Origin of the sequence: Plantactinospora sp. GCM10030261, from assembly GCF_042666615.1 — a bacterium.
Classification (GTDB): Bacteria; Actinomycetota; Actinomycetes; order Mycobacteriales; family Micromonosporaceae; genus KBS50.
This window is the reverse complement of record NZ_JBHTDD010000009.1, coordinates 190573-209502: the sequence shown is the minus strand read 5'-3', so window position 1 is coordinate 209502 and position 18930 is coordinate 190573. Positions and strand designations below refer to the sequence as shown.

Sequence of the window (18930 nt, the reverse complement as noted above, 5' to 3'; positions counted from 1 at the left end):
CCGCCCCGCTGTCGTGGAAGTTGCACGCACGGATGCCTGAACCCACCTCTACACCCGGCCCCCACGGTTACCGCAACGTGCTTACCTTCCGGTGATTACCGTCAGGTGCTCACCTCGAGGTCACCGATAATGCGAGTCTTTCGACATAATCCGACCAGCTGGTGTCGGGTTCGCGACACTATGCCCGCAAGGATCGAAGGCCTTAGAATCCTCAGAAAAATCTCAAGGGAGCGCGCATTATGAGCCGCACCGCCGAGGGTCCTCAGCCCGCCGACCTCGCTGCGGAGCTCGCCCGTCGGCCCACAGCCATCGCGGCTCTCGTAACGTTGCGTGACCGCGCTGCTGCCACTGTCGGTGACCTCGGTGGCGTGGACGAGGCCTCCCGCGAGGCACTGCGGGCCGACCTGTGTTGGCTTGCGGCGACCGGACTTCTGCGGCGCGAACCGCACGGCAGCTGGGACGTGGTCGCCGCCACGGGCGCCTATCGCCTGTCCACTATGGGGAACGCCCTGGCGGACGCCCTCAATGCGCTCGCGGAAGGCTGCCGCCACCTTGCCGGCGCACCAGCTCTTCAACGACGTAACTCGATGCGTCGATGATCTCCACCTGACGCAACGTGAATTCACTGTTCACGTAGAGCAGTCGATCCCCTAGACTCGTCCTCTGGCCGACCTTGACGGGGAGGGGAGGCGGATGGACGACGACCTTCACGTCGTGCACGAAGCGATCAGGCTGTGCGCCCAGCGGTGGACCCTCGAGATCCTCACGGCACTCGGTGAACGGCCGATGCGATTCTCGGAGCTGCTGCGCGAGATCCAGCCGGCACCGAGCTCCAAGTCGCTCAACGACGCCCTGCGACGCCTACGCGACGGCGGCCTGGTGCACCACACCGACGACGCGGGGGCCGGAACCTACTCCCTGGCCGCCGCCGGTACCCACCTCCTGCCGCTGCTCTCGTCGTTCATGCGCGAGATGCGGCGCTGGTCGGACACCTATCGCGACGGCTGTGCCCAGCCGACCGCTGCCGACACCGGACCGGCGTAGGCCTATCGCGCGCCACGACAACCGCAGCCGATGAGTCCCGCAGTACTGGGGCTGGCACTCTCCGGCGGCGCCCTTGCCGGCTTGGCGCTGCCATACGCGTACACCTTGCTCGCGGCCAACCCACCGGCGATCGCAGGCCTGCCAGCATCCGAGAAGACAAGGATGGCCGCCTCGGCATCCCGCCGTGTTCCGGCTAGGAGCGCGCTGATGTTGTTGGCCGTCTCGGAGCTGTGTGGCATCGGACTGGCTGTCGCATCCGCAGGCCTAGCCTGGCTGCTGCGCGACGCCCCCGGCGGCCTGCCTCTGCTGGCGGTCTGGCTGGTGGTGATACACGCCGGCGTGCTGCTCGCCGCCGTCGACGTCGCGGTCCGCAGGCTGCCCACGCCCGTGATCAGCGCCGCCGCCCTGACCGTCGGCGTCTTGTTGGCTGGCCAAGCAGCGGCCACGGGTCAGGCGCAAACGCTGGTCACCGCCACGCTAGCCGTGGCCGCACTCGGTGGCCTGTACCTGGCCTTGGTTCTCGTGGCGGGCAGCGGAATGGGCCTGGGTGACGTGCGGCTGGCCGCGCTGCTCGGCGCGGCGCTGGGCGCCACCAGCTGGCCTGCGGTGTTCCTCGGCGGCCTGCTGCCCTTCGTGCTCGCCGTTCCTGAAGCGCTGGCGCGCTTGGCGCTGCGCCGCACGCGTAGCATCGCCTTCGGCCCCTACCTGGTCGCAGGGGCGCTGATAGCGGTCGTGGTCGATATCTGATCACATGCCGAGAGCAGTGCCTGCCGAGCGTGCACTGTGCGTAGATGGCAGGACTATGGGCCCTATGGCCGAGGCGCTGGGAGGCCGCTGATCGGCCCGTTCGGTGTCCTGATGCTTCGTGCAGCTTCCGCTACGCTGATGGACGTCACTCCGGCTCTTGTTCCACGACAGCGTCCGACCGGCCGTACTGCCCCGGCGCGTGGAGCCGCGACCGGTGGCGAGGCGGAGCAGGATAGAGGGGTGGCGTGGCTAGCAGGCGATTCGAGGAGCGACGTGCCCAAAATCTTGAACGCGCCCGTCGAAACTATTTGCCGGATTCAGTAGCTCGCCTGCTCGCTGTCGTGCAAGAACCAAGATCTGATGGGGAGCCATCGTCTACAGAGTTTGACTCCTGCCTGGCAGCCGAAGTGGATCGATTGCGTGCCCGCCTGTACGAGATCCAGGACATCACCGCAGATGGTCCCGGCAAGAGCGGTGGAGTCGTGGAGGCGGAGGCGACCAAGGCTGCACGGACCCTGCTCGCCGCAGCCGAGGCGGCCGGGATGACCGCAGCAGCCGAGTTGCTGCGCTCAGCTCTCGGCCGGTGCGCGGTCATTCCGCAGCAGTCGTCGCAGCCAACCTCGGAGCCTGAGTTCCCTCAGCCGGTGCGAGTTCTCGACCCGGATACAGGCCGGCCGATCGGCCTGTGGCGCTAGCGGATCAGTCGCGTACCACCGGGAATCCGCTGGAAGCCGGGCATGAAACGCGCGATCCAAGCCGCGAGAGTCTCCCACAGCAGACCTGGGTCCTCGATGGTGATGCCTCTTGCCGTGCAGAGTTCAGTCAGACGTTGTACCGCCTTGATGGTGGACAGGTTGCTGCATTCCTGCGCGATGCGGCCGGTGAAGCCCTGTCGCAGGATCGCCCCGACGTAGGCGTTGAACGCCGGTTCACTCTGGATACCGTTGGGAACCCCTAGCGCTCGGAGCTCGGGCTGAACGAAGTCCGTGAGCTCCTTTTCACGCTGTCCGTCGTAGACGAGCCAGAGCACTTCCGGCATCCGGTAGGAAGGCAGCCAATCTGGGCGGTCCACCGGTTCGACGGCCTGTAGTTGCGCTGGGGGGAGCGCCGCTGCAGCCACTAGAACAGCGTCGCGGTCCGCTTCCGTGGCCGTTGATGACGTCGCCCGCAGCACAGACATCAGCGCCACCAGGGCCGGGTCGCTCGGTGAGGTTTCGACAAGTATCTCGACGGCGCCGGGGCGGCCCCATCCGAGGCCGTTCCCAGTGACGTTGGCCGAACCCACCAGAGCGGATGAACCAGTCAAGTATCCCTTGGCGTGAACAATTGGGTGCAGCGACACCGTTCCGCCGTGGTTGCCCACCAGATCGAAGATGTGCGGGTCACTCACCCCGGCGGCGACCTCATCCGGCCGCCACCGGGTGTATATCTCGAGCTCGGCGTCCTGCGGCAGCGCCGTGAGGATCGGCCTGATGCCGGCCGAGGTGATAAACGGCGCGACGATCGTCAAAGCGGCTGCAGTGGAAACGAGTTCGAGGACTCGAAATCCGCACCGCTGCGGATCAACGTTCGCCTGCGTCATACACCGCTCTCGCTGTCGTCCTCGGCGCTGTCGCCGAAGAGCTCGGCAGCTTTGAAGGCAGAGTCCTGCACTGTCTCGGCGAGGCGTTGACCCCACTGGTCGCGAATCTGCTTCCATGTGCCCGCGAGGGGATGTCCCTGGTACTCATTCTCGCAGCGAGCGTAGGCCAGCAGAAGCCAGGTGATGGCATCGGCACTCTTGGTGAGGAGCCTCTTGGCTTCCTCTTCGCTCATCGCGGCGATGTCATCGCCCGAGGCGCGCAACGGATCGATGATGGCCTGGTAAGCGGGGTGGGCGTTGTTCAAGCACAGCAGCTCCAGGTTCATGGCCTCGTCGGGCCGGAAGAACGCTGGGACGTGCTTTTCGGCGTGCGTCAGGATCTGGACGGTCACGCCACGCCTGTAGTTCTCGATGATTATCCGGCGGGTCTGGTCGGGGACGTCGTCCGCCTTGAGCTTCGTCTCGATAGCGCCGGCGGCCTTCTCAGGGTCCGGATCATCCGCGAACTTCTTCTCGCCGGGCGTGGGGATGACGGTGGAGCGTGTCTTCTTGATGTTGGAGGCGACTCCCGCGATGTTCGGAGGGGCGGAGCGGCCTCGCGATGCCGCGTCTCGACCTTCTCGGCCTTCCTGCCGCAGGGAACGGACGAGTATCAGCAGCTGGTGGGCCATCCCGTATAGCTCGGCGATCTCGTGCTCTTCGTCGAAAAGGCCCTCTTCCAGGGCTTGTTCCTTCGGCAGATCGTAGGTGCGCGCTAGTTGCAGTGCCTGCGTTAGGTTGGGCACGTCCTGCTTGTTGTTCGTCACCCCAAAGATCTCGTCGAGGTCGGGGCTGAAGGAAAGCTCGACGCCCCACCACCGGTCGGTGGCTTCCTCGTTCAGGGTCTGTTCGAGGACGAGTTCGCGGCCGGCGCGCACAACCGAGATCCCGGCGTTGTCTCGGGCATGGCGTCCCTGGTGAGTGTCTTTGCCGGGATTTCTCCCGGGTCGAGCCTCGGGCCGGGCCAGGGACAGACGCGCGTGGACCAGGGAGTTGCCTTTGCCGTCCGCACGCGCGATCTCGAAGGTCCGAGAGTTGTGGTGGGCGGTGAAGGGCGCGGTGTCGGTGACCGGAACGTACTTCTCCTTCTCGCCGTCCGGTCCGGCCTGCTCCCAGTACTCGAGGGTGCTCTGGTCGGCCGGCAGCAGGTACAGGGGGTCGTTGGGGCGTACGTCGTAGAACTCGATGAGGCCGCCGATCATGTCTGCGTCGACAATGGCGATCTTGATATGGCGGGGCTCGGAGTCGGCGGTCAGGAAGTTGCGGTAGATCCGCCCAAGTAGGTACTCAGCGTGCTTGAGGATGGTGCTGGCAGTCGTCCAGCGGACCTTATCGAGCGCGGACCATCGGATGGCCGTGCCGCCGTAGAGCGGCTGTCCCATCGACGTGTCCGCGGTGGCGTGCTGCTTGAAGACGTCAAGAACCCAATCGGGCATGGCTTCGTAGCCTGACTGACCAGGGCGCGACGGCCACGGAACGGTAAGCGTGGATCCCTTGCCGGAGCGTGAGAGTTTTTTCAGATCAAGATATGTATGGGAGGCATTCTCCGGTTGTGATCTCTGCCAGGTCCAGACATCGGTCCGCTCGCACTGTGAGACGCTGGCCTGCGGCAGGCCCATACCGAAGCGGCCGATGCCCGATCGGTCGTCGTACTTGCCGGATCCGCCGAACGATAGGGCGAGGTTCACGGCCTGATCCGTCATGCCGGTGCCGTCGTCGATGACCCAGATCTCGTCGGCACGTTTGGTGGCACGCCGTTTACCCTGCACCATGCGCTGCACGATGACCAGCAGGACTGTACGGGCTTGACCCCACTGAAAAGAGTTGTCAATCAACTCAGCGAGGGCATAGTCCGTGCCCTTGTACCCAGTGTCCCGGATGGACTTGACGGTCTGTTCACCGGAGAGAAGCGGGGCTTCCTGGTGGGTGGTGTCGGGTGTTACCACAAGTCCTCCCAGTGGGTGAAGGCGGCGGCGATGGAACCGAATGCGGGGACTGCGGGGTCGACTACGGTGACGACGACGGCCTTCCTGTTGCCGCCGGCCTTCGGGCCCCGGATGCCCCGGCCGACCATCTGGCTGTACAGCACGAGGGAACGCGTCGGGCGCGCGATCACGACTGCGCTGGTCTGCGGGGCGTCGAATCCGGTCGTCAGAACGCCGTAGTTGACCAGGACGCGAGGGATGGGTGCCGGGCTCTTGTACATCCGGATTGCGGTATCGCGGAGTTCGGGTGCTGTCGTTCCGTCCACCGCATCCGCCAGGACACCGACCGATCGAAGCGACGCTGCCAGCGAGTGCGCCAGTTCCACTGAGGCGGCGAACACGATGATGCGGCGGTGTGACTCGCTGACCAGCTGCAAGGTGGCGCCGAGAACCTCCTGCATGTAGTCATCCTGATTGAGGCCGATATCATCCGGTTCGTCATCACCGCCGCAATCCGGTTCATCGTCCTCTAGGAGGTCTCCGAGGAGCCGGAATTCGGGCTCAGCGAGATAACCCTGACTGATCAGGTAAGCGACCGGGTTGTCCGCCCCTTCAGCAGCGGTATCCAGCTCCACCTTTGTGTGTTCGAAGAACTCAGCGAGGTCTTCGTCCGATCGACCTCCGAGGAAGGTCCGCCCCGGGGTCGCACTGAGCCCGATGATGGGAGTGACCGGTTGGCCGGCGGCGGAGAGCTGTTCGACTACGTACCGGTAGGTTCGAGCGACCGCTTGATGCGCTTCGTCGAACACGATGAGCCCAACACGGCGACCGAGGTCAGGGATGAAACCGGGTTCGCTGCGGCGTGCATGGACGGTCTGCAAACTGGCCACGATGAGGCCGTCGGCAAGGTCGGTGAAGTCGGCGTCCTGACCGCCCCAGGCCGAAACGATGGGGACGGGCCGGTCGCCTAGCAGAGACCACGCCTTGTGGAACTCGCGCGCCGCTTGGTCCAGCAGCTCTCGCGTGGATGCGAACCAGAGGACCACGCGGCCTTCGTTCTCGCGCAGGTAGTCGGCCACCATGCTCATCGTGGTGCGAGTCTTGCCCGACCCGGTGGGCATGTGCAGCAACAGCCGGGTACGGCCGAGCCGCAGAAGTTTACGGGCGCGGACCACGGCACGGCGTTGATGCGGAAACAGCCCGTAGGCCGGCGTCGCGTCGGTCGGTATCTGCGCCGCAGTGCTGCTGCGCACCTCGGGGAGACCGAGAAATACCGCCACGGCACTCGGATTCGCCAGAACGGCCTTGCTGTCGAGCTGATCCGGGCCAAGCGACAGGCGGGCAGACAGATCGCGTCGTTGTTCATCCGGGAGCTCGCCGGGCAGCACACCGGCCTCGGCGAGGCGACGGACCGCGCTGATCGGATCGCCGAGGCACGCAGCCGCGATCACAGCATCACTGGGCGCCTGCCGAACATGCCCGCCGTCGACTAGGCGCCCGATCGCGCGAAGGACCCGCTCTTCTATGAAGCTCGACGTCCGGCCCGACGTCCGCAACAAGTCGAAGATTGTGTATGTCATCGGCACGCTCTAGCAGCGGGGATCAGCAAGAGAAGGGTGAGCGCGGCGGCCACCCGGCGACCGGCTGCGAAGTGCCGGGCAACTGCCCTCATGACAGCGGTGTGGATCATCTCGACGTCATCCTCCGCGCGACTCGCCTCGGGTCGCTAGTCACGTGGGTTATTGAACAAGATGCCTACGACATCGATTCAGGCGCTCACTCTATCGCGCCACCACGCTCGAAGGGGACCGCGGCTCACGGGCGTGCTCGTGCAGCTGCGCCTCCCCCTGAGGGCGTCCGGAGCGGCGTTGAACGTCGATGCGGCGAGCAGTCGCGAGCCGGCCTACGGGGGCGACGGAAGAGAACATGCGTACGGTAATCTTGCCACCCATGATCACGGCTGGTGGCACGCGTCGCGGTTTCCTTACAGGCCACCAGGCCATAAGGTGGGTACCGCGACGGAGGGAGAATGATGGGTCATACCGGTGTTGATCCCCTCATCTACCTCGACTACAACGCCACTGCGCCCGTTCGCCCCGAAGCGTTGGCCGCAACCACCGAGGCGCTGACGGCAGTCGGTAACGCCTCGAGCGTGCACGCAGCAGGCCGGGACGCGTCCCTCGCGGTCAATCAGGCACGCGAGCGGGTTGCGGCGCTGTTGGCATGCTCGCCGAACGAGTTGATCTTTACCTCGGGTGCAACCGAGGCCAACAACTTAGCCATCCAATCGGCCGCAACGCCTGGCCAGAGCCTAGTGATCAGCACCGTGGAGCACCCGGCGGTGACCGAAGCGGCAGCTGCGGTCGCCGACGCTGTTGGGAGCAAGGTTCACACGGTCGGGGTGCACCGGGACGGCACACTACGTCTCGAAGAGCTGGAAGAAGCACTCGCAACTTCACCTGCCCTGGTTTCGATCATGGCGGCAAACAACGAGACCGGCGTCCTGAGTGATCTCGACCTAGTGGTGAAAATCGCGCACGAAGCCGGCGCGCTGGTGCACTCGGACGCGACGCAACTCGTTGGTCGGCTACCGATCGATCTCCGTAGGCTGGAACTCGACCTGCTGTCCATGTCAGGGCACAAATTCGGCGCTCCGCAAGGGGTAGGAGCACTGTTCGTGCGGCGCGGCACCTTGCCGGCGATCCGGCCGCTGATGCACGGCGGCGGTCATGAGCGCGGACGGCGGCCGGGAACCCTGAATGTGCCCGGCATCGTCGGCCTGGGGGCCGCTGCGGAGGCTGCCGCCCGGTGCCTCGATCAAGAAGCGGCACGTATCCGGTTGCTGCGTGACCGCTTCGAGACTGCTGTCTTGACGGCTCTACCCTGCACCCGCCGCAACGGTCATCCTGACCGGCGGTTACCCGGCGTGTCGAGCCTGACCTTCGACGGCCTGCCGGCTGACGCGATGCTCGCCGCCATGCCCGCCATCGCGGCCTCCGAGGGCAGCGCCTGCGCGGCCGGTGCCATGGAGCCGAGCCGAGTCCTGCTCGCCATGGGCCTGAGCCGGGATGAAGCTGAATGCACTATCCGCTTCTCTCTCGGCTACGCCACTACCGCCGATGATATTGATAGCGCCATTCGCCACGTGATCGACGCTGAGCGCCGGGTTCACGCTGCCCTGTACCCAAACACCACCACGACTGCCTCTGGAACCGCCCAGGGGCAGGAAGGACCGCGGAGACACGATGCTTGAAACCAAGCTCAAGGACGTCGCCGAGCCGTCGTTCTCCCGCCATGAGACCTTCCACCCCCGGTTCGGCTGGTTGCATAAGGCGTACAGCGCCTTGACTGACCCCAGCATCGGCAGCGACGTGTTTCTGCGCGAGAACGCGACGGTGACACTCGGCGTGGGTAAGAACATGGTCAATGCAATCCGGTTTTGGTCGTACGCCTTCAAACTCACCATCGAGTACCCAAAGGACCCCACGTCTCGGGCGAACGTCGCCTCACCGACCTGGGAGGCGAAATGGCTGCTCGACGAGAACGGCGCCGACCCCTACCTTGAGGACACTGCGAGTCTGTGGCTGCTGCACTGGTGGCTACTGGCAAAACCCTGCCACACTCCCACCTGGTGGGTGGCCTTCCACGCCCAGTCGACGTCCCGATTCACCACAAGCGAGCTCACCGAGACCACGCTGCGACACGTACGGTTGGCTGGCTGGGAGCCCCCGGTAGAGGCATCCGTAACCAAGGACGCGGACTGCCTCACCAAGATGTACGCACGCCGGCGTGAACCCACCGCGGGTTCGGGCGGAAGTTTCGAGGACCTGCTCGATTCCCCCTTCCGGGAACTCGGGCTACTGGAGCCCACCGGGTTCGGCCGCAACAACGCAGCGAGCCGCTGGCACTTCACCAGCAACGCCCGCACCTCACTGCCGCCGGCCCTGGTCGCCTACGCATGCCTGGACTACGCGGCACGCAGCGAGCCTCTGCAGAGTGGTTCCATCGCCCTGGCCCGTCTCACCAATGAGCCGGGTGGCCCAGGGCGCGCCTTCCGGCTCAGAGAGCCGGAAATCGCGCATGCCCTGGAGGAGGTCGCCGGCGAGTACCCGCAGATGGCCCTGGTGGAGGGCATCGGACAACGCAGCCTCCGGTTCGAGGGCAATCCTAAGGACCTGGCCTGGGACGTGCTGGACGGCTACTACGGCAACGTTCGCGCCCGCGCAAGCCTCCCAGATCGGGAAGCTTGGTACGCCACGCAACCACCCGGGATGCTGCGAGAGATGCGGCGACGTGGCCGCACCGACCTGCTCGACCAGCCGACTCTCGATCGACTCGCAGGAGCCCTGGTATGACCGCCAATGGTGCACCGTCGGGCACCAGCCCGCAGACGCCGGCCGGGATCAACATCGTCAGCAGCCGACTGCGGTCGACGAACATCGAACGCGACGTCCGCGACGAGCATCTCGGCCCGGTGCACATTGGCATCCGGGCACAGGACATGCTGGAACGAGTCACGGCCGCCCTGGAGGACCAAGCAAACACCCGCGCCTGGTCCCTGACGGGGCCCTACGGCTCAGGCAAGTCGACACTGGCTCTGGTCGTCGTGTCGCTGCTCGGCCGTGCGGGGAACCGCCGGACGGAGGCCGAAGAGGTACTCGCCGAGACGAGTCCGATCCTGGCCCGCCGGTTGGCAAGAGCTCGTGACCGCACCGCGCCCAACGGATTCATCACCTGCGTCGCCACGGCACGACGAGAACCTCTGCTCGACAGCATCACGCGAGCGCTCCTCGATGGTGCCGCCCGCGCCTGGCCCGACAACCACATGCCCACACCCGTGCAGGAAGCGCTCGCGCCCCTCAAGGCTCCGGGTTTCAGCAATCGGGAGCTCGTGTCCGCCGTAAAGGTTCTCTGCGAGCAGGCACCGGTCATGCTGGTCATTGACGAGTTCGGCAAGTCGCTAGAGCACCTCGCCTCCCATGGTGAGTTCAGCGATGCCGGTAGCGACGTGTTCCTGTTGCAGGAACTCGCTGAGCTCGGTGCAGGCTCCCACGGCGTGCCGCTCTACCTCCTTACGCTGCAGCACCTGTCTTTCGCCGACTACGCCTCCCGCGCGAGCACGCTGCAGAGCCGGGAGTGGGCGAAGGTTCAGGGCCGGTTCGAGGACGTCCTCATGACGATCCACCTCGGCGACACCGTCGAGCTGATCCGCCGAACCCTCAACCACGACGGCGTGTCGCCCAAGGGACGCAAGCTCATAGCCCAGCATGCCGCCGCGTCCGCTCAGGCCTGGACCGAACGCGGTCTCCAAGGCATCCTCGCCGCAGGCCACGACACGTTCACCCACGTGTACCCCCTGCACCCGTTGACAACGGTGGTCGCGCCGCTGCTCGCCGCGCAGATCGGGCAGCACGATCGCAGCATGACCGGGTTCATCGCGAACGACGAACCCCACACGGTGCGACGCTTCCTGCAGAGCTACGCCTCGAATCGCCCCTCCTCCGCGTCCACCGTCCGCATCGCCGACGCCTTCGACTACTTCTTCACCGCCGGCCGCACCACCATCTTGGCCTCGGCCAATGCGAGCCGGTGGATGGAGATCGACAACCGCATCACCGAGGCCAATGGCCTCCCTGAGCAAGACCAGGTCATCCTCAAGACCATCGGCATGCTCAACCTCGTCGACGCCTCTGGCGCCCTGCGCGCCAGCATGGACACCGTCTTGTTCGCCTTGAGCGACCCCATCACGCTCAACGACCCCACGGCCCGACAACTGCTCGCCGACCAAGTCACCAGCCTCGTCGACCGCGGCTTCCTGGTGTACCGACAGTTCAGCGACGAGTACCGGGTATGGCGGGGCAGCGACGTCGACCTCACCAGCCACATCGAGCAGCTGATCAACGCCTGCGACGACCACGCCGCGGTCAAGGTCATCTCGACCTACCTGCCGACCGCCGTCGTGGCGGGCAAGCACAGCCAACGCACCGGTATGCTGCGCCACTTCGTCACCAAGGCCACCGACGCAGGCTCGCCCGAGCTCATCGGGCCGTCCGCCGCTGACGCCGAAGACGGACTCCTGCTGTTCCACTTCGGGGACGAATACACCATCCCCACGGTTCGAACCGACCGCCCTGTCATCGCCGGCGTGACCGCCCACGCCGAGAAAGTACTCAGTACCGCCCGCTACCTGCACGCTCTCCACGAGCTACCGGCCAACGTCGAACTCGACGCCGTGGCCAGTACCGAGGTCAGCGAACGTATCGCGCAGGCCAGCGCCGAACTCGCCACCCGCGTCGCAGAAGCCTTCCTGCCAAGCCAGCTAGCCCCCACCTGGTACCTGCTGCCGGCTAGGGCCGGGGCCGCCGCCTTCACAGCTGACGCCGAGACCATCAAGGGCCGAAGCCTCGCAGAGCTCGTCTCCAAGGCGTGCGAGAGCGTGTTCCCCCACGCTCCGCACATCCGTAACGAGATGCTGGGCCGGCATAAGCTGACCAGCCAAGCAGCCAAGGCACGCCGTGAGCTGATCATCGCCATGATCACGGCACCCACCCATCAGTACCTCGGCATCGAGGGCTACGGGCCGGAACGCGCGATGTACAGCGGAGTCCTGGAATACCTCGCGCTGCACCGCCCCACCGATCAGCGCACCGACGACGACACCGAGCTGCTTCCATTCGGCTTCTGCGAACCGGAGCCCGGCAACTCGCTATACCCGGCCTGGACCGCCATGCAGCAGCAGATGCGGGCAGCCACCGCACAGCCGCTGAAGCTCGACGCCGTCTATGAACTGCTCGAAGCGCCTCCTTTCGGGATACGGCCAGGCGTCATCCCGGTCATCGTGCTGACCGCGCTCATTATCGGGAGCCAAGAACTCGCCCTCTTCGAGGAAGGCACCTACCAGACACGACTAACCGCTGCCCTGGCTGAGCGCATGATCAAGAGCCCGGAGCGGTTCGCGGTCAAAGCGATGGGCGTTCAAGCAGGTCCGCGCAAGACCGCAGTAACCGAGATCGCCCAGGTGATCGGTGCGCGGATGCCGGCAGCACCACCGATCAACGTCCGCAACGTCGCGCCTCTGACGCTCACGCGTGAGTTGCTCGACCGTGCCCGGAGCCTGTCCGCGTACGCCGATCACACCCAACAACTCCCCAAGCAGGCACGGGCCGTACGTCAAGCGCTCAAGACCGCTCGCGAACCCGACACGCTCCTGTTCACCGACCTGCCGTCCGCCCTCGACCTCGAGCCGATCCCAGCGAACGGTGAGATCGACGAGCAAATCACGCGCCGCTACGCCGAGTCGCTGAGCAAGGCGCTTACCGAACTCGGCCGGGCGGACGAACGTCTCCGCACACAAGTTGTCAAGGCCATCGCCGAGGCGTTCCACATGCCTACGAATCTCGGCAAGCTACGTCAGCGCCTTGCGGTCTACACCCGACACCTCGCCGATGTGAACCTGGTCGAGGCGAAACTCCGTGGTGTCATCACTCTCGCTCAAGAGACGACGCTCAGCGATGACGAATGGCTCGACCCGTTCGTCGTCCGGATCGTTGGCCGCGGGCTCTCCGACTGGCGTGACGGTGACATCAGCACCTTCACCAACGAGGTCCGGGCAGCCGCTCGCGCTATCGAGCGGCTGGCTAACCTGCACCAGCCCACGACGGCCGAACCGACCGACGCTACTTTCGTCTCCCAGGCGATCACCGTTACCCAGGCCGACGGACACGAGCTCCACACCGTCGTCCACCTCTCCAACGACGAACGTGCCAGCGCGCAGGCCCTGCTGCCTGAGGTGATCGCCTTAGCTCGCAGGAAGATCAGCGAGAACGGCGAGCGGGCACTGCTCGCCCTGCTGGCCGAAAGTGTCATAGTCGAGAGGGACGCTGGCAGCGACGACGCACCATCCACGCGAAAGAAGTCGACCCGATGACTGCACCCCGGCAACGTACGCCCGGCGAGACCCGCCATGTCCTCGGCATCTCGGGAGGTAAAGACTCCTCCGCCCTCGCGATCTACATGCGCACCAAGGTGCCGCAGATGGAGTACTTCTTCTGCGACACCGGCGCCGAACTCCCCGAGACGTACGACTACCTCAACCGGCTCGAAGCGGCCCTCGGTAAGCAGATCGTCCGACTGAACGCCACCCGCGACTTCGACCACTGGCTGCAGGTCTACCAGGGCACCCTTCCAAGCGCGTCCATGCGGTGGTGCACCAAGAACCTCAAGATCAAACCGCTGGAGGAATGGCTAGGCGACAGCCCCGCCATCTCGTACGTCGCCATCCGCGCCGACGAGAACCGCCTCGGCTACGTCAGCACCAAGCCCAACATCAAGGCTGTATTCCCGTTCCGGGAAGACGGCATCGACCGTGACGGAGTCAACCGGATCTTGGAGGAGTCCGGAATCGGCCTGCCGGCCTACTACGAGTGGCGCACCCGTTCCGGCTGCTACTTCTGCTTCTTCCAGCGCAAACACGAATGGGTTGGCCTCGCCGACCGACACCCGGAGCTGTTCGAACGCGCCGTTGAATACGAGGACAAGGTCAACTACCAAGCCACCGCGATGCGCGGCCGTCAGTACACGTGGTCACAGGGTGAGTCGCTGCGCGACCTTCTCGAGCGGCGCGATGCGATCGAAGAGCGACATGCCGCCGCCCTTGCTCGCGCGGCAGCCAAGCCCCGTCCCAATCTGCCCCTCATCGAGGTGCTCACCGACGCCCTCGACGAGGAAAACGACGAGGCGGGCTGCGCCGTCTGCCACCTCTAAACGTCGGCCTCCACTGGCACCGTCAGGAACAGCACGTCTGGGTCCCGCGCCAACCTGTTGTACGGCTGTTGCCACCATGCCTTAGCCACTGCCGTGTCCGCAAATGCCCCAACCGCAGCCCCACGCCGACTCGCCGTATTTACGATTAGCGCTATCACCATGCCATCCCCCTCGGGCTCCGACGCACCCAACAGCGCGGAAACCAACTTTGGTGGCAAATGGACCAGCAGATCTGGATTGCGGAAGGTGCCGGTCGACCGCTGAACCTCCGTGGGCGGGATCATGGCTGCAACGAGTTCAGCTTCTCCGCCGTCGGAGCGCTTGACCAGAAAGGAAACATGGCCTGCATCAGTTGTACGTGCCTTCAGAATCACTTTATCTCCAGTGGGCTAGCCCTCTCGCTGGACAGTGACCCCTGAATATGCAACTCAGTCAAGTCAGCCTTACTGATGTTGGACGTTTAAACTAGTGCTAAGCGAGCGTACCCAGCCCTACGCGTGGCGTGACAGGATGAGTGGAACAGGGGGCGGATGCTTCCTGCTGCGTGTACTCTTCGGTCCTCGGCTACGAACCGGCAGAATCGTGAGCTATGGACAGCGCCCAGGTGATTCCCCGCTACCAGACAGCGATCGCCCGTCAGCACCTGTCCAAACCTATCGCGCTGGCAATGGCGGATGGCGTCCTGAGCGCTAACTCCACGCTGTTCGACTATGGCTGCGGACGCGGCGGAGACGTCGCGCGCCTCCGGGCCATGGGCTACACCGCCCACGGCTGGGACCCAGGACACAGCCCCGACGCCGAACGGCATGCAGCGGACGTGGTCAACCTCGGGTACGTCATCAACGTCATCGAAGACCCCACCGAGCGGGCTCAAACGTTGGCATCAGCCTGGGCTTTGGCCCGGCAGGTACTCGTCGTCGCGGCCCGCACCGACTGGGAAGCACGAACCGTCACCGGCCGCCGTCACGGCGACGGGATCATCACCAAGCGCGGCACCTTCCAGAAGTTCTACAGTCAGGCGGAACTACGCGACTGGATCAACGTTCAGCTGCGCACCGATTGCATCGCCGCCGCGCCTGGCGTCTTCTACGTCTTCCGTCAGGACTCTGACGCCCAAACCTTTCTAGCGTCGCGTACTCGGCACCGACCCGCACCCACGAGCCGGCCACGCCGTCGGCAAGCCCTCTACGACATCCACCGCGAAGACATGGACGCGCTGGCGGCCTTCATCGCCAGTCGTGGCCGAGTCCCCGATCCAGAGGAGATTGCCGGAACAGCAAGTCGGCTTCTGGGCGCCTTCCCTTCGCTGAAACAAGCTGCAGCGCTGTTACGGGATGTTTCCGGCAGCCAAGACTGGGACAGGGACCTTACGCGAGCTCGCCATCAAGCAGAACGAGATCTCCTGGTCTATCTCGCACTCGCCGCGTTCCGAGGCCGACCCAAGGCGTCGGATCTACCCAAGGGCGTAGCGCTCGACGTACGAACGCTATTCGGATCCTACCGAGCTGCCTGCTCCCAGGCGGACGAACTACTACACGCCATCGCCGATCAAAAGGCATTGAACAATGCATGCAGTCGGTCCGATATCGGAAAGTTAACGGCCGACGCCCTGTATGTGCACGCTACGGCAATTCAGTTGCTTGATCCGCTCCTCCGTGTTTATGAAGGATGCGCCCGGACGCTCACCGGGACAGTGACGGAGTGCACAATCATCAAGTTCTCGCGGATAATGGCCAAGGTATCCTACCTCTCGTATCCAAACTTCGACAAGGCACCACACCCCGTATTGGCAACGTCCTTGAGAGCAGATCTTAGGAAGCTGTCCGTCAAATACACTGACTTCCGCAGCTCAACCAACCCGCCCGTTCTTCATCGTAAAGAAGCGTTCGTCCCCCTTGACTACCCCGGCCGCGACAAGTTCGCCCGGCTGACCAAGCAGGAAGAGCGCGCCGGACTGCTGCACGAGCCCGTGACCATTGGCACTCAAACCGGGTGGGAGCAGCGGCTACAGGAACGGGGCTACCGGCTAGCCGGGCACCGCATCGTCCGCATCACGACGGCGCCCGCTCCTGAGGTATTCCAGTAACGTTGTTCAGCACCCAGTTGGTGAACGACCAACAGCGACGGCGGCGTCGTTTTTCCCATTGTCGAGGCTCCCCTGTTTCGCCGTAAGGCCAAACAACGGCGGCAGACGCCGCCCTCTATCTGTTATTCCTAACGAGCCTTCACCGCATGCCACGTCACGGCGAGGCCCAGTACCATCGAAAATGATGTGGACCTCGATTAGGTCAAGGTACTCGCCCCCGCCTTACTCGGATGTCCTTCATGCCAACATTGGCCACAACCGCTCGACCGCAAGCTCAGCTAGGCGCTGTCCTCGCTGTGCCACATACGAGTGGGGCAGGGGCGACGCTGCCTGCTTGTCGAGAAATTCACAGAACGGGAGGTATGAGGCCGACTGTAGAACATTCTTCGTTTTCGGCGCAAGCCCTGGTAATTGCTGCTGCATGTGCGTCAGGCGCACATTTGGATCGGTCTCGGATAGGACTGCATAGATGCATCTCTTGTATGACCACGTCTTGTTTCCGATGAGCTCATTGAGGTCAACCGGCATTAGCGTGAGGTTCCCGAGACGGTCCGTGAGGCCCTGGTCGTAGATTGCCTGGTCGTAGGAGGTGTCACCCTGGGCGAGATTCTGCGGTGCGATGTGCTCGACCGAGTAGTGGGAGTCCCAGGCCTCGGAGGTCAGAGCTCGGAAGGACCCGGGAACGCCGCGCCGAACCAAGCCGGGCACCGAATAATCTTCGATCCGGTCGTCATGGGCGCACAGCAAGATGAACTTCGCGAGTTGCTTGCTGGTCTGGTAAAGCGGTTGCACTGTCACCTTTGCGACCCAGTCCGCCTCGGCACTTATGTTCCCCCGCGTCGACAGGAGGCTCTTCAAGGCTGCACGGACCTCCGTGGCTGCGGGCAGGGTCGCCGAAGCACCAGCGCGCCTCGCCATGGCCGGAAGCCCTGTCGCGGGGTGGCCGGTGACCATTAACTTGCGGTGAACATCGTCGATCCCCCTCGTCGTCGCCCGCGACGTCCGCCAGAGCACCCAGAAGGCAGTCACGGCTCGCAAGACGCTCATGAACTCACTTCGGCTAGCGGAACTCGGGCAAGCGGCCCACTCCGAGTAATAACGCGCAAGCAGCGCAAGGACGACTGTATGGTTAGTCGATCGCAATACCTCCAAGCACAAGCGGTCCAAGTCGGTGCCGGATGACATAAGCGGGGATGTGCCGTTACGAGGCCAAACCTCGAACAGGAAGGCCGAAACGTCGGCAAGCTGATCCGCGAAAGCCCGGGCCCCTTCGACGCTTCCATTCGGGGGCGCCACGGACTGGAACTGGAGGCGGAGGTACCGCCGTTGATCGAGAAGAGTACGCGGCAGTTTTCGCCCCGTGTCCGCCAGCGCGAACGCGGTGAGCATGTCGGCTGACAACTTCCATCGGTCGTCCGCACGCATGGAGGGTGGGAAATAGGACTCGACGCGACCGAACGCCGCCGCCGAAGGCGAGGTGCTGTAGTTCGTGATTCCGCCTTCGCTGCGAACGACCAACGGCTTTAGCGTCTCCAAGGCAGTCAGGGGCTGTCCGGTGGTGTTGAGGGGTTCGAACAGCGCGAAAGCGTAATCCTCGTCCGGTGCCTTGACGTCGATGACTAGCACCCCGTTTAAGAGGAACGACGCAAGGACTAGGAGACGTGCGGCTGATTTCCGATGGTCATCTAGCGCGTCTGGGTCGACCACAGGAGCCGAATTGGACCCGATGAGGGCTTTCGCCATGCCGATGTCCGAAAGAAATTGAAGCTCTGTAAGGACATCACAATCAACCTCATCCGCACCCATTCTCAGGTCATCGATGTGACCGGCGATCACCCGGAGCACCAAGTCCAGATGCAGCCGATCAGAGGGCACCGGTATCGCGGCATGTTGCTGCTTCTGGATCCGGTAGCGCGCCGCCTCCATCAGTAGCCAGGCCATGTCGCTCTCATAGATAGCATGAATAGCGTCATTACCCCATACGTCACTCACTTGGCGAATCAGACGGGGCTTCATGTTGAACTCGCCGGCGCCTGAGTAAGTCTTGAAAGCGATTGCGTCGAGGAGTTCGTCGCGCCGCTCGCCCAGCGTGTTTAGCAACCAGATGTCGAGTGGGTTCTTAGACCCGGCGTCAATCTGCTGCTGGAGCCAACGCATATCGTCAGACACGAACCTCGATAGAACCACGAACACGGTGAGTAGCGTCGAAAGCCGCTGCTGGCCGTCTACGACCTGGAGCACCGTCGTCGGAAGCGCATCCACATGCTTTGGCATCACGCTGTCTCTGTCACTGACGAGGATCACCGAGCCCAGGAATGTCGAGGGCGTCTTCCCCTGCGCGGCCCTTGTGATCCCTTGCTCTAGATCCTCGAACAGCCGACTGATCTCGTCCGAACCCCAGGTGAAGTCGCGCTGGTAGGCAGGAACATAGAATCCCTGCCCCGGCTGCAGGATCAGCTGGCGAAGCGTCGATGGGTCGGCGGTGAAGTTGCTTGGCATGCGAGAACCTACCTCGATGATGGACCGTGCTCGGCGCGATCGTCGTCCTCGATCTTACGGACCAGAGGGTGACGGGTTCGAGTCCCTTCGAGCACGCAAGATCAAAAGGGCTTGAGCTGCGGGAACGCGCGTATGGACCCTCGTCTGTCGTCCGGCCTGTGTGGATCGTGCGTGTATTGCGACGGTCATGGAGGCATCGACTCTCGGCGCAAACCGGCCCGGCTGGTGCTTCCGATGGTGCTCCG

General features: G+C 64.3%; 13 protein-coding genes. 9 read left to right on the top strand and 4 right to left on the bottom strand.

What is annotated here, in order from left to right:
* Positions 1–239 precede the first annotated feature (239 nt).
* The 4 genes from ACFQUZ_RS13935 to ACFQUZ_RS13920 all read left to right on the top strand — a co-directional run bounded on the left by ACFQUZ_RS13935 (position 240) and on the right by ACFQUZ_RS13920 (position 2486).
* On the top strand, positions 240–599 hold the full coding sequence (locus tag ACFQUZ_RS13935; protein WP_377441970.1) for a hypothetical protein: 360 nt from the start codon (positions 240–242) through the stop codon (positions 597–599).
* A 94-nt stretch (positions 600–693) separates the two neighbouring features.
* On the top strand, positions 694–1044 hold the full coding sequence (locus ACFQUZ_RS13930; protein WP_377441968.1) for a winged helix-turn-helix transcriptional regulator: 351 nt from the start codon (positions 694–696) through the stop codon (positions 1042–1044).
* Between the two features lie 30 nt (positions 1045–1074).
* Positions 1075–1791, top strand: coding sequence for a prepilin peptidase (locus ACFQUZ_RS13925; RefSeq protein ID WP_377441966.1), 717 nt, complete (start codon positions 1075–1077; stop codon positions 1789–1791).
* Positions 1792–2198: 407 nt separating this feature from the next.
* Positions 2199–2486 (top strand): hypothetical protein, encoded by a 288-nt coding sequence (locus ACFQUZ_RS13920; RefSeq protein ID WP_353899615.1) that lies wholly within the window; start codon positions 2199–2201, stop codon positions 2484–2486.
* Here the strand turns inward: ACFQUZ_RS13920 and ACFQUZ_RS13915 are convergent.
* Genes ACFQUZ_RS13915 through ACFQUZ_RS13905 form a run of 3 tightly spaced genes read right to left on the bottom strand, consistent with a single transcriptional unit; the run spans position 2483 to position 6917 of the window.
* Positions 2483–3373, bottom strand: a complete 891-nt coding sequence (locus ACFQUZ_RS13915; protein ID WP_353899616.1) for a hypothetical protein — start codon at positions 3371–3373, stop codon at positions 2483–2485. The genes ACFQUZ_RS13920 and ACFQUZ_RS13915 overlap by 4 nt on opposite strands.
* The gene (locus tag ACFQUZ_RS13910) at positions 3370–5358 is read right to left on the bottom strand and encodes an ATP-binding protein (protein WP_377441964.1); all 1989 of its coding nucleotides are present in this window, start codon (positions 5356–5358) and stop codon (positions 3370–3372) included. The genes ACFQUZ_RS13915 and ACFQUZ_RS13910 overlap by 4 nt, the downstream gene beginning before the upstream one ends.
* The gene (locus tag ACFQUZ_RS13905) at positions 5352–6917 is read right to left on the bottom strand and encodes a DEAD/DEAH box helicase (RefSeq protein ID WP_377441962.1); all 1566 of its coding nucleotides are present in this window, start codon (positions 6915–6917) and stop codon (positions 5352–5354) included. Before ACFQUZ_RS13905 ends, ACFQUZ_RS13910 begins: the two co-directional genes overlap by 7 nt.
* A 449-nt stretch (positions 6918–7366) precedes the next feature.
* Between ACFQUZ_RS13905 and ACFQUZ_RS13900 the strand changes: the two genes are divergently transcribed.
* The 5 genes from ACFQUZ_RS13900 to ACFQUZ_RS13880 all read left to right on the top strand — a co-directional run bounded on the left by ACFQUZ_RS13900 (position 7367) and on the right by ACFQUZ_RS13880 (position 16186).
* Complete coding sequence (locus ACFQUZ_RS13900; RefSeq protein ID WP_377441960.1) at positions 7367–8590, top strand: cysteine desulfurase family protein; 1224 nt, start codon at positions 7367–7369, stop codon at positions 8588–8590.
* Positions 8583–9692: a DUF4007 family protein gene (locus tag ACFQUZ_RS13895; RefSeq protein WP_377441958.1), complete on the top strand. Its 1110-nt coding sequence runs from the start codon at positions 8583–8585 to the stop codon at positions 9690–9692. Before ACFQUZ_RS13900 ends, ACFQUZ_RS13895 begins: the two co-directional genes overlap by 8 nt.
* The gene (locus ACFQUZ_RS13890; RefSeq protein ID WP_377441956.1) at positions 9689–13264 is read left to right on the top strand and encodes a hypothetical protein; all 3576 of its coding nucleotides are present in this window, start codon (positions 9689–9691) and stop codon (positions 13262–13264) included. The genes ACFQUZ_RS13895 and ACFQUZ_RS13890 overlap by 4 nt, the downstream gene beginning before the upstream one ends.
* Positions 13261–14100 (top strand): phosphoadenosine phosphosulfate reductase family protein, encoded by an 840-nt coding sequence (locus ACFQUZ_RS13885; protein ID WP_018584450.1) that lies wholly within the window; start codon positions 13261–13263, stop codon positions 14098–14100. Before ACFQUZ_RS13890 ends, ACFQUZ_RS13885 begins: the two co-directional genes overlap by 4 nt.
* Positions 14101–14689: 589 nt before the next feature.
* Positions 14690–16186, top strand: a complete 1497-nt coding sequence (locus ACFQUZ_RS13880) for a DNA phosphorothioation-associated putative methyltransferase (protein ID WP_377441954.1) — start codon at positions 14690–14692, stop codon at positions 16184–16186.
* 237 nt (positions 16187–16423) lie between these two features.
* Here the strand turns inward: ACFQUZ_RS13880 and ACFQUZ_RS13875 are convergent, their stop codons facing one another.
* Positions 16424–18685, bottom strand: a complete 2262-nt coding sequence (locus tag ACFQUZ_RS13875) for a DUF262 domain-containing protein (RefSeq protein WP_377441952.1) — start codon at positions 18683–18685, stop codon at positions 16424–16426.
* Positions 18686–18930: the final 245 nt, after the last annotated feature.

What these genes read in the sequence shown, in the direction of transcription:
- ACFQUZ_RS13935 (WP_377441970.1), top strand. Translation starts at nt 240, where the DNA reads ATGAGCCGCACCGCCGAGGGTCCTCAGCCCGCCGACCTCGCTGCGGAG.
- ACFQUZ_RS13930 (WP_377441968.1), top strand. Translation starts at nt 694, where the DNA reads ATGGACGACGACCTTCACGTCGTGCACGAAGCGATCAGGCTGTGCGCC.
- ACFQUZ_RS13925 (WP_377441966.1), top strand. Translation starts at nt 1,075, where the DNA reads ATGAGTCCCGCAGTACTGGGGCTGGCACTCTCCGGCGGCGCCCTTGCC.
- ACFQUZ_RS13915 (WP_353899616.1), bottom strand. Translation starts at nt 3,373, where the DNA reads ATGACGCAGGCGAACGTTGATCCGCAGCGGTGCGGATTTCGAGTCCTC.
- ACFQUZ_RS13905 (WP_377441962.1), bottom strand. Translation starts at nt 6,917, where the DNA reads ATGACATACACAATCTTCGACTTGTTGCGGACGTCGGGCCGGACGTCG.
- ACFQUZ_RS13900 (WP_377441960.1), top strand. Translation starts at nt 7,367, where the DNA reads ATGATGGGTCATACCGGTGTTGATCCCCTCATCTACCTCGACTACAAC.
- ACFQUZ_RS13895 (WP_377441958.1), top strand. Translation starts at nt 8,583, where the DNA reads ATGCTTGAAACCAAGCTCAAGGACGTCGCCGAGCCGTCGTTCTCCCGC.
- ACFQUZ_RS13890 (WP_377441956.1), top strand. Translation starts at nt 9,689, where the DNA reads ATGACCGCCAATGGTGCACCGTCGGGCACCAGCCCGCAGACGCCGGCC.
- ACFQUZ_RS13885 (WP_018584450.1), top strand. Translation starts at nt 13,261, where the DNA reads ATGACTGCACCCCGGCAACGTACGCCCGGCGAGACCCGCCATGTCCTC.
- ACFQUZ_RS13880 (WP_377441954.1), top strand. Translation starts at nt 14,690, where the DNA reads ATGGACAGCGCCCAGGTGATTCCCCGCTACCAGACAGCGATCGCCCGT.
- ACFQUZ_RS13875 (WP_377441952.1), bottom strand. Translation starts at nt 18,685, where the DNA reads ATGCCAAGCAACTTCACCGCCGACCCATCGACGCTTCGCCAGCTGATC.